Source organism: Streptomyces sp. NPDC001980, from assembly GCF_040296885.1.
GTDB lineage: Bacteria > Actinomycetota > Actinomycetes > Streptomycetales > Streptomycetaceae > Streptomyces.
Genome location: NZ_JBEOYD010000001.1, coordinates 199,039 through 215,103 on the forward strand (window position 1 = coordinate 199,039; position 16,065 = coordinate 215,103).

The window sequence follows — 16,065 nt, forward strand, 5'->3', positions numbered from 1 at the left end:
AGAACCCGGATCGACCACCTCCCAGATTGTCCGCAAGGTCGAATTCAGGCCTTTTTGTCAGCAAAAGGTTCTCCGTGATATCCACCGCTATTCGCGTCGCCCGAGTGGGCAGCGCGGCCGAGCTGGCCGCGGCGGCACTCATGATGCTGGGCTTCCCGGTCCTCATGGTCGCTGCGCTCGTCCCGAGCGTCTACGCCTTCGCGGCCGCGGCCGCCGTCACGTACCTGGCGGACCACTACCTGCACCGCAAGGGCAGCTACCTCGTCAACCGCCTGAGCAAGGTCCGGGCCGGCCTGTCGATCCGCTTCCTGATCCGGCAGCTGCTGCTGATCCTGCTGCTGGCCAGGATGGACCTCTCGAACGGCCTGGTCTTCTACGGCGCGATCGCCTGCTTCATCGCCTTCTACGGCCTGCAGGCCCCGCACGGCGCGCTGGTCACCCTGATCCGCAACCGCCGCCGGATGCCGGTCGCCACCCGCAACGTCGACCTGAAGTCCCGCATCCGCATCCCGGACGCCCCGCCGCGTGGCCTGCTCGACCGCTCCGCCGAGAAGATGCTCCACCTCGACCTCGCGGCCGTCGTCGGCCTGCTGGTCTCGGCGGCGACGGACAGCGCGGTCGCCGGTTTCGTCGGCATCGGCGTCACCCTCGCCCTGGGCTGCCTGTACGTACTGGTGCTGATGCCGTACGTGCGCGGCCGCAAGACCCCGCCGGACGCCGACACCGTACTGGCGGCCGTCGACGACTGGCTCGCCGAGTACCGGCCCGGGACCGTGCTGTACTTCTCCGGCTCCAAGGACTCCGCCTACCAGCTCAACATGTGGCTGGAGACGATGGAACAGCTGGAGTCCCGTCCGCTGATCCTGCTGCGCGAGCGGGTCATCATGCAGAACCTCGCGCCGACCACCGTCCCCGTCGTCTGCGTGCCCGGCGGCGTGCACCTGATGAACATGGACCTCTCCACGGTCCGCGTCGCCCTCTACGCGGCCAACGTCGGCAAGAACATCCACCTGCTGCGCGTCCCCACGATGAAGCACGTCTTCATCGGCCACGGCGACAGCGACAAGCTGGCCAGCGTCAACCCGTTCAGCAAGGTGTACGACGAGGTGTGGACCGCGGGCCGCGCGGGCCGCGACCGCTACGCCATCGCCGACGTCGGCGTCCGCGACGACGACATCGTCGAGGTCGGCCGCCCCCAGCTGGCCCCCATCCAGAGCCGGCAGGGCGTCCCCGACGGCCGTATCCCCACCGTGCTCTACGCGCCCACCTGGGAGGGCTGGGACGACAACCCCGGCAACACCTCCCTCGTTCTCGCCGGCGAGAACATCGTGAAGAAGCTGGTCAAGGCCGACCCGCCGGTCCGCGTCCTCTACAAGCCGCACCCCTTCACCGGCACCGTCAGCGCCGAGGCCGGCGCCGCCCACCGGCGCGTCACCGCCCTCGTCCAGAAGGCCGCCACCGCCCGCGCCGCCGATGCCCGCTTCACCGCCGACCCGGCCGCCCAGGCGGCGGCGCAGGCCGAACTGACCCGCATCGAGACCCGCCTGACCGAACTGGCCGGCACCGGCGACGACAAGCGCGACGAGGCCGAGGCCAGCCGCGACGACGTCGTCGACCTGACGAAGCACGAGGAGATCGCCCGGCTGCGCGCCGCCTGGAACGACTCCTACTGGCAGGCCCTGCCGTCGTACCAGCACGCCGTCATCACGGGTGCCGAACCCCGCCTGTACGACTGCTTCAACGTCTCCGACGCGATGGTCTCCGACATCTCCAGCGTGGTCTCCGACTTCATCGCGAGCGGCAAGCCGTACGCCGTCACCGACTCGGCCGGCGTCGGCGTGGAGGAGTTCAAGCGGGCGAACACCGCCGTGCGCGCCGCCGTGATCCTCTCCAACAGCGCCAAGGAACTCGGCGGCCTGCTGGACGCCGTACGCGACCCGTCGGACGATCCGCTGGCCGTGGACCGGGACGAACTCAAGCACTACCTGCTCGGGCCGGACGAGCCGACCTCCATCGAGCAGTTCAACGACGCGGTGGCCGCGCTCGCCCACAAGGCCGAGACCCGCAACCTGGGCCAGGAGGCCCGGATCGCGGCCGGCGACCCCGAGGCGGCCGAACTCGCCGAGGCGCTGCCCGGGGGAAAGCCGCGGACGACCGCAGGCGAGGCGGAGGGCGCTACCGCCGGCTGACCTCCGCCACGACAGCGAACGGGCTCGGTCACGGGGGAGAAGTCCCCTGGGACCGAGCCCGTCCGGCGTTCTCGCTCTCGTGCCGCGTTCTCTTACCTCTGCTTAGGAATGCGCGGATGTCTTCTTACCCATGCTTCGCCGTTCACGTTGAGCAGCTCTTACCGCGCGCCCGTACTGTCCGGTGTAACCCGCTGTACACCACCCGGCAGCCCGTTCGTCATGTGAATTGGGCCACTGAGCGTGCCTTCCAGGGCAACCTGTCGCACCGATCGGACATCTAAGACGTTGCGATCGAGGTGACGCAGGGGGAACGCACCATTGACTAGGGGGAAACGTGACCGTCGTTGCGCAGCCTGATGTGACCGTGATCATCGGGGCGTACGAAGCGATGCCGTACCTGGTCGAGTGCCTGGCCTCCGTCGAGCGCCAGACCCTCGACGCGGCCCGCATGGAGGTCATCGCCGTCGACGACGGATCGACCGACGGTACGGGGGAGTACCTGGAGGAGTTCGCGGCCCGCGCCGCCCTGCCGGTGACCGTGATCCGCCAGGAGAACTCCGGTGGCCCCAGCGGCCCGCGCAACGTCGGCCTCACCAAGGCCGCCGGCCGCTACGTGTTCTTCCTGGACGCCGACGACCGGCTCGGTGACGAGGCCCTGGAGCGCATGGTCGCCATGGCCGACAAGAACGGCACCGACGTCGTCGTCGGCAAGGTCGAGGGAATCAACCGCAAACCCCCGCAGTCGATGTGGGGGAGGACGCTCGACCGTACCGACGTCTTCTCCTCCAACGTCAAGTTCACGCTCAGCGCCCAGAAACTCTTCCGCCGAGCCCTGCTGGAACGCCACGGCATGCGGTTCGACGAGTCCCTGTGGACGGGCGAGGACGCGCTGTTCACCATGGAGGCCTATCTGCGCGCCGACGGCGTCTCGGTCGTCGCCGATTACCCCTGCTACTACCTCGTCGGCCGCGAGGACGGCAAACACGTCACCAAGAGCGGCGGCTACACCCTCCGCTTCGACTCCGCGCGCGCCCTGATCAACCTGATCGCCGAGATGGTCCCGGCGGGTCCGCGGCGCGACAGCCTCATGGTCCGGCCGTTCAAGGTCACGCTGCTTCCGCAGTTCGGCCCCCGGTTCCTCAAGGACACCGACGAGGTGCGGCAGCACAAACTGGAGCTCGCCGAGCCGCTGCTGGACGCCCACTGGAACCCCGGGGTGGCCCGCCGCCTCAAGGTCCACGAGCGGCTCCAGCTGCACCTGGTCGCCGCCCGGCGCACCGAACTCCTCCCGGACGTCCTCGAGTTCGTACGGGCCGGGAAGCAGCCTGCCGCGGTCCTGGAGAACCGCGGCACCAGCGTCTACCTCGGCTACCCGCACTTCCGTTCCGAGGCGGCCGGCGTCCCCGACTGGATCTACCTCGCCGAACCCCGCGAGGCCCGCGCCGTCGAGGGTTACCGCGAGGAGGCCGCCAACACCTTCCTGCGGCGCGCGCTGCGCAAGCTGCGGCGGTCGCTGCCCGCCCGGGACGTGAAGCCCGCGGCCGCCTGACCCGGCCCCCGGCCCCGCGCGCCTATCCGCCCGACCCCAGCGCCCGCCGGATCGGCCTGCCGACGGCCCGCCTGGCGCGCCGGTAGACCGAGGCCGACTGCTGCGTGGCGGTCGCCTTCGCGGCGCGGGCCCCGGCACGCGCCAGTTCCCGCTCCAGCCGGGCGTTGTCCAGCGACAGTTCGTCGATACGGCTGTGCAGCCAGCCGAAACGCGAGGTGAGCGAGTCGACGTCCGCGTCGTTCCAGGGGCGGATCCCCGCAGGGAACGCCAGCGTCCGCATCTGCTCCTCGAAGGCGGCCCCGCCGTCGCCGTGCGTGAAGGTGTTCTCCAGCCCGTTCTTGTCGAGGAACCCGGTGAACCGCTCGAAACGCTCCCGGTGGCCGCCGACCAGTCCGCCGAAGTCGGCCTCCGCGTACAGCTTCGCCGGGTCCGCCGACTCGGGATCCTTCACCGCCCGGTCCAGCCGCCGGTGCGGAATCCCGAAGTAACGGCACAGTTCCAGCGTCCGCGAGTCACCGCACAGCACGGTGGCCGGCGTACCGGCCAGCAGCGCCGCGATGTTGCCGTGGATGCGCGATCCGAAGGAGAAGTCGAACGAGCGCAGATCGTCGATCCAGGTGACCGGGTCGACATAGACCCGCACCTTGTCCTCGTGGAACATCGGATGGTCCGGATGGGTCGGCATCCCGGTCAACGCGGCGTTGGGATCCGACAGATCGCGCCAGTGCAGCTGCCGTGCGTCACTGAGGTTCTGGCCGACGAAACGCAGATTCGGATAGCGCTCGTGGGTGCGCGTGATGATCCGGCCCAGGCCCTGCGTGCGTACGGCACTGTGCGAGCCGTTGATCGCGATCCGCGACTGGGGCGTCAACTCCAGTGCCTTCTTGTGCACCGGGAGCCGCTCGCCGTACATGAACAGCGAAGGACAGCCGATGACCTCGACGTCCTTGAAGCCCATGTCCTTCAGGTACTGCTCGGTGAACTCGCCCCGTACGCCGATAGACGCGCTGCGCTCCAGCACCGCCGCGCAGAACGCGCGCACGGTCGGCTCCATCCGCTTCAGCCGCTCCGGGTTGTAGCTCACCCCGGTCTGCGCGCCGACGCCGAGCACGACCACCGGGATGTGCAGCTTCGAGATCAGCCGCGTCATCCGCTTCAGCGCGCTCTCGAAGGACGGCCGGAAGGCGTTGGCGAGCGGTACGACGAAGGCGTCGTACTCCTCGTTGATGCGTGCGGCGGCGGAGACGTCGGAGGGCATGCCGTTCGAGACGACCTCGGTTCCCGGCGTCTCGAGGATCTTGTGGGCGGCATCGCTGAAGATCAGGTTGCCCGAATTGGTGGCGATGACGTCCCGGTGCAGGGCCTCCTCGACGGTGACGACGTCGTAGGGACTCTTTCCCGACCTGAGGAGGATGCGCTTCACGCGGCGATCTTTAGATGACACAAACTTCAAGTTAACTTTGAGTTCGTTTCGATTTCTATAGACAGTCAACACAACCTTTTTGCCGTGCGCGCCACGTGAACGAAGCGTCACGTGCTGTTCTGTCCGTCGCCGGTCCGTCGCCGGTCCGTCTCCGGTCCATCGCCTGTCCGGAGGCTGGACGGTCGGGCCGGGCGCGGGTCCCCTTCGCGTAGATTGCTGCCAGGCGCAAGGAAGTGGGGACAGGACGTGGCAAGGGCTAGGCAGGCCGTCGGCGAGGCCCGCAGGATCGTCGTCAAGGTGGGTTCCTCCTCGCTGACCACCGCCTCCGGCGGCCTGGACGCCGACCGTGTCGACGCGCTCGTCGACGCCCTCGCCAAGAGCCGCAGCGGCGGGGAGAGGGAGATCGTCCTCGTCTCCTCCGGCGCCATCGCCGCCGGACTCGCCCCGCTCGGCCTGCGCCGCCGCCCACGGGACCTGGCCCGCCAGCAGGCCGCCGCCAGCGTCGGCCAGGGCCTGCTCGTCGCCCGCTACACCGCCTCCTTCGCCCGCTACGCCGTCCGCGTCGGACAGGTCCTGCTCACCTCCGACGACATGAGCCGCCGCGCCCACCACCGCAACGCCTCCCGCACCCTCGACAAGCTGCTCGCGATGGGTGCGCTGCCGGTCGTCAACGAGAACGACACCGTCGCCACCGACGAGATCCGCTTCGGCGACAACGACCGCCTCGCCGCACTCGTCGCCCACCTCGTCCACGCCGACCTGCTGGTCCTCCTCTCCGACGTCGACGGCGTCTACGACGGCGACCCCGGCAAACCCGGCACCTCGCGGATAGCGGAGGTGACGGGGCCCGAGGACCTCGCGGGTGTCGAGATCGGCAGCGCCGGGAAGGCGGGCGTCGGCACCGGCGGGATGGTCACCAAGGTGGAGGCCGCCCGGATCGCCGCCGCGGCGGGCATCCCGGTGGTCCTCGCGAGCGCCGTGCACGCCGCCGACGCGCTCTCGGGCAGTGACACCGGCACCTACTTCCACCCCACCGGCAAACGGTCCGCAGACCGCCTCCTGTGGCTCCAGCACGCCTCCACCCCGCAGGGCTCGCTCACCCTCGACGACGGCGCCGTCCGCGCGATCGTCGAAGGCCGCAAGTCGCTGCTGCCGGCCGGGATCGCCGCGGTGGAGGGCGAGTTCGGCGCCGGAGACCCGGTCGAGCTGCGCGACACCGAGGGTCGCGCGGTGGCCCGCGGGCTCGTCAGTTTCGACGCCAAGGAGATTCCCCAGCTGATCGGGCGTTCGACCAGGGAGCTGGCTCGCGAGCTGGGCCCGGCGTACGAACGTGAGGTCGTACACAGGGACGACCTGGTGATCCTGCACCCGTAAAACGGGGCGTAACGACGGACCCCGGTGGGGGACGTTCCGTAAAACCGCCACACGAACCCTTGCGGCCTGCTCAACTTTGTCTCAGGACCGCGTTCCGCACGAGCACAGCTGAAGGAGGCCGTCGTGAGACGAGTGCGCCCTGGGGCTGCGGCCTCCCGCGGTGCTCTGACGAGCGTCGCGGCCGGGGACACCTACGAGGAGCCGAAGGACCTGCCCCGCCTGTGGCACGTCACCCTCAGCGTCTGCGGTGCCGAGGTCCCCCTGCCGGAACTGCGCCGCGGACTCGAACAGCTGGCCCACGACCACCCCTTCCTCCTCACCAGCCGCTACGCCTGCGACCACGCCGAGATCCGCTACTGGGAAGAGGCCCGCGACCTCCACGACGCGGCCGCCGTCGCCCTGCGCCTGTGGGGCGAGCACCGCCAGACCGCCGGTCTGCCGGCCTGGGAGATCGTCGGTCTCGAGGTCATCGACCGCGCCACCTATCACCAGCGCGTCGCCGAGGGCTACGGCCCGCCGCCCGCGACACCGGTCGGCATCCACCCCTTCTGACCCGTCTGAACCCGCTGACCCTTCCGGCGCGGCCTCTGCCGACGGCCGGTATTCACCCGTTTTGATCCACGTCTCGCGGTGTGGGATGACGCGTGGACGGCCGGCCGGGGCGCACTACCCTTCCCTCATGACCACGCTCTCGCCGTACGACTCCATGTCCCCGGTCACCCGGGCCGCCTACCGCGCCAAGGCCGCCGCCGCCGACCTCGCGCCGCTCCCGCGGGCCGTGAAGGACGACGCGCTGCTCGCCGTAGCGGACGCCCTGGAGGTCCGTACCAGCGAGATCGTCGAGGCCAACGCCAAGGACATCGCCAAGGCCCGCGAGAACGGCACCAGCGAGGCGATCGTCGACCGCCTCACTCTCACCCCGGAGCGGGTCCGCGCCATCGCCTCCGACGTCCGCGACGTGGCGAAGCTGCCCGACCCGGTCGGCGAGGTCGTCCGCGGCTCCACTCTCCCCAACGGGATCGACCTGCGCCAGGTCCGCGTCCCGCTCGGCGTCGTCGGCATCATCTACGAGGCCCGCCCGAACGTCACCGTCGACGCCGCCGCCCTCTGCCTGAAGTCCGGCAACGCGGTCCTGCTGCGTGGTTCCGCCTCCGCCCACGCGTCCAACACCGCCCTCGTCCGCGTCCTGCGCGACGCCGTCGGCGGTGCCGGGCTGCCCGCCGACGCCGTCCAGCTGGTGCCCGGTGAGGGCCGCGAGTCCGTCCACGAGCTGATGCGCGCCCGCGGCCTCGTCGACGTCCTCATCCCGCGCGGCGGCGCCTCCCTCATCCAGACCGTCGTCATGGAGTCCAAGGTCCCGGTCATCGAGACCGGCACCGGCAACTGCCACGTCTACGTCGACGCCCACGCCGACATCGACATGGCCGTCGACATCCTGATCAACTCCAAGGCGCAGCGGGTCAGCGTCTGCAACGCAGCCGAGACCCTCCTCGTCCACCAGGACATCGCCGCCGAGTTCCTGCCGCGCGCCCTGGACGCCCTCGCCGAGGCCGGCGTCACCGTGCACGCCGACGAACGCGTCCTCGCCTACGCCGAGGACTCCAAGGCGACCGTCGTCGAGGCGGTCCCGGAGGACTGGGAGACCGAGTACCTGTCGTACGACATCGCCGCCGCCGTCGTCGACTCCCTCGACCGGGCCGTCGAGCACATCCGGCTGTGGACCTCCGGGCACACCGAGGCCATCGTCACCACCTCGCAGCAGGCCGCCCGCCGCTTCACCCAACTGGTCGACTCGACCACGGTCGCCGTGAACGCCTCCACCCGTTTCACCGACGGCGGCCAGTTCGGCTTCGGCGCCGAGATCGGCATCTCCACCCAGAAGCTGCACGCCCGCGGCCCCATGGGCCTGCCGGAGCTGACCAGCACCAAGTACATCGTCACCGGCGACGGCCACATCCGCCGCTGACATCCGTACGGCCCAACCGCGCACTCCGTACGGCGTGCGGGTGCGCGGCAGGGCGTACGCGACACCGGGTCGGCGTGAGAGGCGTCTCAGCGGGCCTATGAATTTCCATACGGTCTGCCCAAATTGACCCCCCAGGTCTACTCTGGATCCGTGCCGGAGGACGTGGGGGGCACGCCGTTCCCTGACGGCTGGGAGCCCGACGACGACCATGACCACGGAAAGTCGGACGAAGAGTTCGACTCCGTGGTCTTCGACGAGGCCTTCGTGAAGGCGGCCGTGGTTCACGAGCCGACCGCCGTCGAACGCCTCCTTGCCGCCGCCCAGGCCAGAGCCGAGGCCTCCGAGGCCGAGGCCCGCCGCGCCCACACCAGAGGCGAGCGCTACGACGACGGCTACGGCCCCGACGGCCCCGAGTTCGGGCACGCCGGCGAACTCGACGACCTGGACGACACCGACGTACTCGAGGACCGGTACGGCGCCGCCGGGACCTACGGCAAACACGTCCGCTGGCACCGTCCGGTCGCCTGGGTGCTCGCCCTCGTCATGGGCATCGGCATGGTCGCGCTCGCCTTCGCCGCGGTCTACCGCAGCGCCTCCTCGGGCGGCAGCCGCGACCAGGTGCCCAGGCCCCCCTCCACCGGCCAGGAACAGGGCACCGCGGCGGCACCCTCCGTGTCCGCCGACTACTCCCAGTCCGCCAAGCCGGCGGTCTCCGTGGTCCCGCGCACCCCCTGACCGTCCGCGGCCGCCCTGGTGGCAGTCCTGGTGAGAACCTGTCAGAAGTTGTCGCGTAGCAGGGCGTTTACCTGAGGCTCCCGAGACCTACTCTGAGAGTATGGGCGGGCCAGGAGACCCACCTGAGGGGACACCCGAGGGCGGCCCCGTGGGTGGCGAGGACGAGTACCGATCCGTCGTCTTCGACGAATCGTTCGTCCGCGCTGCCCGCCTCCAGGAGTCCTCCGCACGCGAACGCATGACCGACCACGCGCCCGCCGTACGCCGCCGCCCGCCCCTGCGCCGCGGCCTCACCCGGCAGGCCCTGATCCTCGTCGTGCTGATCCTCGTAGCCTTCGGCACCGCGATCTACATGGGCGTCCGCCACCCCTACGGCACCGACGAGGCCCAGCCGCCCGTCGAACCTCTGCGGATGACCGTCATCCCGCTCTCCCCGCAGGCCAGGGTGCCCGGCGCCGCCGACGCCGAGACGCTGTTCGCGCACAGCCCGGCCGCGCAGTACGAGGTCGGCGCCGAGGGGATACCGCTGCCGGCCGCCCGGAGCACCGCGCACTTCTCCGACAGCCAGGTCGTCACCGCCCTGACCACGGCCAAGGACTACCTCGTCCGGTCCTCGCTCTACCCCGAGGTCCTCGACAGCAGCGAGGTGCGGCCCGCGCGGGCGCTGCTCGACCCCGGTCAGCTCGACCAGTTCGACCAGAGCGTCGACCACCCCGCGGCGGACGGCCGGCACGCCCCCACCGGATGGCTGGTCCGCTTCGACCCCACCCGCACTGAACTCGCCGACCCGAGGATCCGCGTCCAGGGCAACCTGACGGCCACCGAGACCGACCCGGCCACCCTGGAGGTCACCGCCGACCACACCTTCGTCTACGCGCTGCGGCCCACCGGCGCCCGGGCCGGCGCCCAGGCCTCCCTGTTCACCGTGCGCCGCCAGCTGACCTTCCGCTTCGACCGCGACGACCTACGCCTGCACCAGACCCAGCTGGTCGTGTCCTACGTCCAGGCGGGCCCCCTGTCCTGCGCCGATGACGCCGCCGACCACCTGCACCCCCTGCTGGCCGGCCAGACGGCCAAGGCGGGCGGCCCCGCGGGCACGAACCCGTTCGCCACGGACAGCGCCACCGCCCTGTGCGGGACGCTGGCCACCGCGGCCGAACCGAAGGTCTGAGCGAGCGGCCGAGCCGAGGGTCCGAGCGAGCGGCCGAGCCGGAAATTCGACGACAGGGCAGACCCCCGCCGACGAGGTGGCGGGCCCCCGGCTCTACGCCTCGCCGCCCTCCGGGGGAGTGTCCCGGGGCGGTGCGTCCTTCGGCGGGGGCGCGCTCGTGAACCCGTCGAAGCCGCGCTTCACCCGGCCACCCAGGCCCCCGGCCCCGCCCGCGATGTCCGTGACCAGCTTCATCAGTGGGTCCTTGGAGGCCTTCACGTCACTGGCGTAGCTCGCCGCGGACTCCTTGAACGAGTCGCCGACCGAGGTGTCCCTGTCCTCGGTGCGCCGCGGGTAGTGACCGTCCATGATCCGCTGGTAGTCACGGGACTCGGCCCACTTCTTCAGCTCGGCCGCGCGGACCGTGGTGAAGGGGTGCGAGCGCGGCAGCACGTTCAGGATCTTCAGGACCGAGTCGCGCAGGTCGCCGCCCGCCTCGTACTCCTCGGCCTGCTGCAGGAACGCGTCCACGTTCATCTCGTGCAGGTGGTTGCCGCCCGCGATCTTCATCAGCCCGCGCATCGAGGCCCGCAGATCCTGGCCCACCAGCAGCCCGGCCCGGTCGGCGGACAGCTCCGACTTGCGGAACCACTCCCGCAGGGCCGTCACGATCGCCAGGATCGCCAGGTTGCCCAGCGGGATCCAGGCGACCTTGAGCGCGAGGTTGGTCAGGAACAGCAGGATCGTCCGGTACACCGAGTGCCCGGACAGCGCGTGTCCCACCTCGTGGCCGACGACCGCCCGCATCTCCTCCTCGTCGAGGAGTTCCACCAGACCCGTGGTCACCACGATGATCGGCTCGTCCAGGCCGATGCACATCGCGTTCGGCTGCGGATCCTGCGTCACGTACATCGGCGGGACCTTCTCCAGGTCCAGGATGTGACAGGCGTCCCGCAGCATGTCGTTCAGGTGGGTGAACTGCTGGTCGGACACCCGGACGGAGTCGGACAGGAACAGCAGCCTGAGGCTCCGCTCCGGAAGCAGCCCGCTGAGCGCCTTGAAGACCGTGTCGAAGCCGCTGAGCTTGCGCAGCGCCACCAGCGCCGAACGGTCCGCCGGATGCTCGTACGCACGCGAGGAGATCTCCGGGAACCGCCTGCGCTGCCTGCTCGGCACGTGCTCGTGCCCGTTCTGCTCGTGGCCGTCGTCGGACATGTCATCCCCCATGTGCGTGAGTGTCTGCCGTGCCCCCGGGGCAGGGCCCAGCCTAGGCGGAGATACCGTGGGCGGGCAGTACAGCCGAAGGAGTCCTCATGGAGCACCACCCCCCGGCCGCCTGGCTCACCCAGGCCGCGAGCGCCGCCCAGCAACAGGGCTCGGGCGACCTGCTCCGGGTCGTCATCGTCGTCATGTTCGTCGGCTGCGCACTGACCGCCTGGTTCCTGCTGCGCGGGTACAAACAGAAGGACGACTGAGCCGCCGGGTTCGTTCCCCGATGGAGGAGTCGGCGTGATCGCCGCCGGGGCACCCGCATACGATGAGCCGACATCTTTATCCCGTCCACACGCGATAGGTCCTGCCGCAGATGATGAATCTCCACAGCGCCGCTGCCCAGTTGGTCACCCTCGCCGCAGAGGGCGAGGAGCACGGCGGCAACCACAACAGCCTCAACCCGGCCGTCACCGGCGGCAGCGCCTTCGTCATCCTGCTGCTTCTGCTGTGGATCACCACCCGCTTCAACCGCGACCGCTGAGCCGGACACCGAGCCCGGCACCGGTCCTCCGGGCGGGGCCCGCGGGCCGGGCCGGTAGGGTCTGCACGCATGGGAGAGCAGGACATGCCTACCGGTCCGGCAACTGACGAGGCCGACGACATGGCGACACGGCCGCGGTACACGCCGGCGGGCCCCGCGCACACCGGCAAACGCCGCCTCGGTGTCATGGGCGGAACGTTCGACCCGATCCACCACGGGCACCTCGTGGCGGCCAGCGAGGTCGCCGCCCAGTTCCATCTCGACGAGGTGGTCTTCGTGCCCACCGGGCAGCCGTGGCAGAAGACCTCGCGCGCCGTCTCGCCGGCCGAGGACCGCTACCTGATGACGGTCATCGCGACCGCGGAGAACCCGCAGTTCTCCGTCAGCCGTATCGACATCGACCGCGGCGGCCCCACCTACACCGTCGACACCCTGCGCGACCTGCGCGCCCTCAACCCCGACACCGACCTGTTCTTCATCACCGGCGCCGACGCGCTCGGCCAGATCCTCACCTGGCGGGACTCGGAAGAACTCTTCTCCCTGGCCCACTTCATCGGCTGCACCCGGCCAGGCCACCAGCTGACCGACCGCGGTCTTCCGGAGGGCGGCGTCTCGCTGGTAGAGGTTCCCGCGCTCGCCATCTCCTCCACAGACTGCCGTGCGAGAGTCGCCAAGGGCGACCCCATCTGGTACATGGTGCCGGACGGAGTCGTGCGCTACATCGACAAGCGCGAGCTGTACCGCGGCGAGTGAGCCGAGAGGGGCACCGGTGAACGACCGATACGACGCGGGCTACGGAAGCGACCAGTACGAACTCGTCGGCTACGACGAGTACGGGCAGCCGGTGTACCGCCAGATCCCGGCACAACAGCAGCAGACGTACGACCCCTACGCGGGCCAGGGGCAGGGGCAGGGCTACGGCTACGACCCGTACGCCGGCGGCGCTGGAGGGCAGCAGGCCGCGCCCTCGTACGACACCGGGCAGCAAGCCCCCGTCCACGACACCGGCCGGCAGCCGGCCATGCCCGCGTACGACCCGTACGGCACCGGCGGCCACGCCGCCTACGACCCCTACGGGCAGGCGGCCACCAGCGGCCGGCAGCCCCGGGTCGCCGAGCAGACCGCGCACATCCCGCAGCAGGCCGGACCGGCCGACCACGCCGCCGTTCCCCGGCAGGACGACGACGAACGGGACTACCACACCGGCCAGTTCGCGTTCGTCGAACAGCCCGACGGTGACTCCGAGGACGTCATCGACTGGCTGAACTTCACCGAGAACCGCACCGAGCGCCGCGAGGAGGCCAAGCGCCGCGCCCGCAGCCGGATGATCGCCCTGGTCGTCGTCCTCGCCCTGGTCGCCGTCGGCGGCGTCGGCTACCTCTGGTACGCCGGAAAGATCCCCGGCCTGTCCTCCTCCGCCGCCAAGGGCGGCACGACGACCTCGGCGGCCGCCCAGAAACGCGACGTGGTCGTCGTCCACCTGCACAACACCGGTGGCGGCGGCACCTCGACCGTGCTGCTCGTCGACAACACCACCATCAAGCAGGGCAGCACCGTCCTGCTGCCCAACTCCCTCGCCCTCAGCGACGACGACGGCACCACCACGACCCTCGCCAAGTCCGTCGACGACGACGGCTCCTCCGGCACCCGTGACCAGCTCGACACCGTCCTGGGCACCAGCATCGAGGGCACCTGGCGCCTCGACACCCCCTACCTGCAGAACCTCGTCGATCTCGTCGGCAACATCGACATCGACACCAACGCCGACGTCCCCGCCCCGGACGCCAAGAAGAAGGGCGAGGAACCCCTGGTCAACCAGGGCAAGGGCCAGACCCTCGGGGGCAAGGCCGCCGTCGCCTATGCCACCTACCGCGCCTCGGGCGAGGCCCAGAACGCCCAGCTGGAGCGGTTCGGGCAGGTCATGCAGGGCGTGCTGCGCAAGCTGTCCTCGGACGCCTCCGCCGCGACGACCACCGTGCAGACCCTCGCCCAGATCCTCGACCCGTCCCTCACCGACAAGGACCTCGGCACCTTCCTCGCCAAGCTCGCCGACCTCGCCAAGGACGGCGACTACAAGACCGCCCTGCTGCCGGTCCAGAGCGACGGCACCCTCAGCGCCGAGACAAGCTCCAGCGTCGTCAAGGACATCCTCGGCGGCACCGCCAAGAGCCCGTCGGCGGGATCCGCGGTGCGCGTCTCCGTCCAGAACGCCACTGGCGTCAAGGACGACACCGAGAAGGCCCGCGTGGTCCTCGTCAACGGCGGCTACACCTTCCTGGAAGGTGGCACGGCCTCCGGCACCCAGGCCACCTCCAAGGTGCTGTACTCCGACGCCGCCGACAAGGAGAACGCCACCGAGGTCGCCAAGACCCTCGGCCTCGGCACCGGCGCCGTCCGGAAGGGCACCGTCGGCTCCGGCGCGGACGTCTCGGTCGTCCTCGGCCAGGACTACAAGCCGTCCTCCTCCTGAGGCGGCCCGCCGCACCCCACGTGACCCGGTAATCACGTGGGGTGCGCCCGGCGGTCCGTGAGACCCTTGAGGGCAAACGACCGCCGACGGAAAGCCACGCAGTGACCGCAACCGACCGTTCCATCGAGCTCATCACCGCCGCCGCCCAGGCGGCCGCCGACAAGCTCGCCCACGACGTCATCGCATATGACGTCAGCGACGTCCTCTCGATCACGGACGCCTTCCTGCTGGCCTCCGCGCCCAACGACCGCCAGGTCAAGTCGATCGTCGACGAGATCGAGGAACGCCTCCAGAAAGAACTCGGTGTCAAGCCGGTGCGCCGCGAGGGCGACCGCGAGTCCCGCTGGATCCTGCTCGACTACGTCGACATCGTCGTCCACGTCCAGCACAGCGAGGAGCGCGTCTTCTACGCCCTGGAACGGCTGTGGAAGGACTGCCCCGAGATCGAGCTGCCCGCCGACGCCAAGGCCACCCGCGGCAAGGCGGCGGAGCACGCCAAAATGCAGGCCGCCGAGGACGCCGGCGAGCCGGGCGGGGACTGGTGATGAGCGCCACGGGCGAGGTGACCGACAACAGGGGCCGCGGCCGCCGCATCATCCTGTGGCGGCACGGCCAGACCGCCTGGAACGTGGAGCGCCGCTTCCAGGGCTCCACCGACGTCGAGCTCACCGAGACCGGCATCGGCCAGGCCCGCCGCGCGGCCCGCCTGCTCGCCTCCCTCGGCCCGGACACGATCGTCTCCTCCGACCTGCGGCGGGCCGCCAACACGGCCGCCCAGCTCGCCGCTCTCACCGGCCTCGACGTGATCCGCGACGAGGGACTGCGGGAGACCTACGCGGGCGTGTGGCAGGGACTCACCCACGAGGAGATCATCGCCCGCCACGGCGACGAGTACGCCGCCTGGAAGCGCGGCGAGCCGGTCCGCCGCGGCGGCGGCGAACTGGAGACCGAGGTCGCCGACCGGGCCGCTCCCGTCGTGCTCCGGCACGCCGAGAAGCTCCCCGAGGACGGCACCCTCGTGGTCGTCAGCCACGGCGGCACCATCCGCACCACCATCGGCCGCCTCCTCGGCCTGGAGTCCCAGCACTGGGAGAGCCTCGGCGGTCTCACCAACTGCTGCTGGTCCGTGCTCGGCGAAGGCGCCCGCGGCTGGCGGCTCCTGGAACACAACGCCGGCACCCTCCCGGAGCCCGTCCTCGGCGACGACGACTGAGGATCCGCCGGCCGCCCGCCCTCGCCGGGACCCGGATTTCACTTTCCGGCAGGTCGCAGGCTAAAGTTCTTCTTGTTCACCCCGCCGAGCGGAAAGACGGGAAGAACGCACGGGGCTATAGCTCAGTTGGTAGAGCGCCTGCATGGCATGCAGGAGGTCAGGAGTTCAATTCTCCTTAGCTCCACAGATTGACACTCCGCACACTGTCGAGTTGTCAAAGATCGGTGATGAGAATCCCGTCCT

At 70.4% G+C, this 16,065-nt stretch carries 15 protein-coding genes and 1 tRNA gene; 14 read left to right on the forward strand and 2 right to left on the reverse strand.

From position 1 onward, the window contains the following. Positions 1-74: 74 nt before the first annotated feature. Both ABT137_RS00895 and ABT137_RS00900 read left to right on the forward strand, forming a co-directional pair. The gene (locus tag ABT137_RS00895) at positions 75-2,189 is read left to right on the forward strand and encodes a CDP-glycerol glycerophosphotransferase family protein (RefSeq protein WP_351700299.1); all 2,115 of its coding nucleotides are present in this window, start codon (positions 75-77) and stop codon (positions 2,187-2,189) included. A 388-nt stretch (positions 2,190-2,577) separates the two neighbouring features. Then, a complete protein-coding gene (locus ABT137_RS00900) occupies positions 2,578-3,738 on the forward strand; it encodes a glycosyltransferase family 2 protein (RefSeq protein ID WP_351701113.1) in 1,161 nt (386 codons plus the stop codon). A 22-nt stretch (positions 3,739-3,760) separates the two neighbouring features. Here the strand turns inward: ABT137_RS00900 and ABT137_RS00905 are convergent, their stop codons facing one another. Continuing rightward, the gene (locus ABT137_RS00905; protein ID WP_351700302.1) at positions 3,761-5,161 is read right to left on the reverse strand and encodes a polysaccharide pyruvyl transferase family protein; all 1,401 of its coding nucleotides are present in this window, start codon (positions 5,159-5,161) and stop codon (positions 3,761-3,763) included. A 246-nt stretch (positions 5,162-5,407) separates the two neighbouring features. Here ABT137_RS00905 and proB point away from each other — a divergent pair, with 246 nt between their 5' ends. From proB to ABT137_RS00930, 5 genes are all read left to right on the forward strand, one after another. Next, the gene (gene proB, locus ABT137_RS00910; RefSeq protein ID WP_351700305.1) at positions 5,408-6,535 is read left to right on the forward strand and encodes a glutamate 5-kinase; all 1,128 of its coding nucleotides are present in this window, start codon (positions 5,408-5,410) and stop codon (positions 6,533-6,535) included. Between the two features lie 123 nt (positions 6,536-6,658). Next, complete coding sequence (locus tag ABT137_RS00915; protein ID WP_293995677.1) at positions 6,659-7,087, forward strand: DUF8830 family protein; 429 nt, start codon at positions 6,659-6,661, stop codon at positions 7,085-7,087. Positions 7,088-7,214: 127 nt separating this feature from the next. Then, the gene (locus ABT137_RS00920; RefSeq protein WP_351700308.1) at positions 7,215-8,501 is read left to right on the forward strand and encodes a glutamate-5-semialdehyde dehydrogenase; all 1,287 of its coding nucleotides are present in this window, start codon (positions 7,215-7,217) and stop codon (positions 8,499-8,501) included. A gap of 150 nt (positions 8,502-8,651) precedes the next feature. Continuing rightward, entirely contained in the window at positions 8,652-9,236 is a 585-nt protein-coding gene (locus ABT137_RS00925; RefSeq protein ID WP_351700311.1) for an SCO2584 family spore wall biosynthesis protein, read from the forward strand. Positions 9,237-9,336: 100 nt separating this feature from the next. After that, positions 9,337-10,407, forward strand: coding sequence for an SCO2583 family membrane protein (locus ABT137_RS00930; RefSeq protein ID WP_351700313.1), 1,071 nt, complete (start codon positions 9,337-9,339; stop codon positions 10,405-10,407). A gap of 93 nt (positions 10,408-10,500) precedes the next feature. On the opposite strand, the gene ABT137_RS00935 is transcribed toward ABT137_RS00930, so the two are convergent. After that, positions 10,501-11,601 carry a M48 family metallopeptidase gene (locus ABT137_RS00935; RefSeq protein WP_351701116.1) on the reverse strand — a complete coding sequence of 367 codons (1,101 nt, stop codon included), beginning with the start codon at positions 11,599-11,601 and terminating at the stop codon, positions 10,501-10,503. Between the two features lie 98 nt (positions 11,602-11,699). Between ABT137_RS00935 and ABT137_RS00940 the strand changes: the two genes are divergently transcribed. The 7 genes from ABT137_RS00940 to ABT137_RS00970 all read left to right on the forward strand — a co-directional run bounded on the left by ABT137_RS00940 (position 11,700) and on the right by ABT137_RS00970 (position 16,006). After that, a complete protein-coding gene (locus tag ABT137_RS00940; RefSeq protein WP_351700315.1) occupies positions 11,700-11,861 on the forward strand; it encodes a hypothetical protein in 162 nt (53 codons plus the stop codon). Between the two features lie 110 nt (positions 11,862-11,971). Beyond that, positions 11,972-12,139, forward strand: coding sequence for a hypothetical protein (locus tag ABT137_RS00945; RefSeq protein ID WP_167450157.1), 168 nt, complete (start codon positions 11,972-11,974; stop codon positions 12,137-12,139). Between the two features lie 69 nt (positions 12,140-12,208). Further along, complete coding sequence (gene nadD / locus ABT137_RS00950) at positions 12,209-12,892, forward strand: nicotinate-nucleotide adenylyltransferase (protein ID WP_351700318.1); 684 nt, start codon at positions 12,209-12,211, stop codon at positions 12,890-12,892. A gap of 16 nt (positions 12,893-12,908) precedes the next feature. Then, positions 12,909-14,609 carry an LCP family protein gene (locus ABT137_RS00955; protein ID WP_351700321.1) on the forward strand — a complete coding sequence of 567 codons (1,701 nt, stop codon included), beginning with the start codon at positions 12,909-12,911 and terminating at the stop codon, positions 14,607-14,609. A 101-nt stretch (positions 14,610-14,710) separates the two neighbouring features. Beyond that, positions 14,711-15,154, forward strand: coding sequence for a ribosome silencing factor (gene rsfS / locus ABT137_RS00960; RefSeq protein ID WP_351700324.1), 444 nt, complete (start codon positions 14,711-14,713; stop codon positions 15,152-15,154). Beyond that, positions 15,154-15,822 carry a histidine phosphatase family protein gene (locus ABT137_RS00965; RefSeq protein ID WP_351700327.1) on the forward strand — a complete coding sequence of 223 codons (669 nt, stop codon included), beginning with the start codon at positions 15,154-15,156 and terminating at the stop codon, positions 15,820-15,822. Before rsfS ends, ABT137_RS00965 begins: the two co-directional genes overlap by 1 nt. A gap of 111 nt (positions 15,823-15,933) precedes the next feature. After that, positions 15,934-16,006 (forward strand) — tRNA-Ala (locus ABT137_RS00970). Positions 16,007-16,065 lie beyond the last annotated feature (59 nt).

Excerpts from the sequence above, each read along its gene's own strand:
- ABT137_RS00935 (WP_351701116.1), bottom strand. The coding sequence starts at position 11,601 with ATGTCCGACGACGGCCACGAGCAGAACGGGCACGAGCACGTGCCGAGC.
- ABT137_RS00965 (WP_351700327.1), top strand. The coding sequence starts at position 15,154 with ATGAGCGCCACGGGCGAGGTGACCGACAACAGGGGCCGCGGCCGCCGC.
- ABT137_RS00900 (WP_351701113.1), top strand. The coding sequence starts at position 2,578 with ATGCCGTACCTGGTCGAGTGCCTGGCCTCCGTCGAGCGCCAGACCCTC.
- ABT137_RS00930 (WP_351700313.1), top strand. The coding sequence starts at position 9,337 with ATGGGCGGGCCAGGAGACCCACCTGAGGGGACACCCGAGGGCGGCCCC.
- ABT137_RS00945 (WP_167450157.1), top strand. The coding sequence starts at position 11,972 with ATGATGAATCTCCACAGCGCCGCTGCCCAGTTGGTCACCCTCGCCGCA.
- ABT137_RS00940 (WP_351700315.1), top strand. The coding sequence starts at position 11,700 with ATGGAGCACCACCCCCCGGCCGCCTGGCTCACCCAGGCCGCGAGCGCC.
- ABT137_RS00920 (WP_351700308.1), top strand. The coding sequence starts at position 7,215 with ATGACCACGCTCTCGCCGTACGACTCCATGTCCCCGGTCACCCGGGCC.
- nadD (WP_351700318.1), top strand. The coding sequence starts at position 12,209 with ATGGGAGAGCAGGACATGCCTACCGGTCCGGCAACTGACGAGGCCGAC.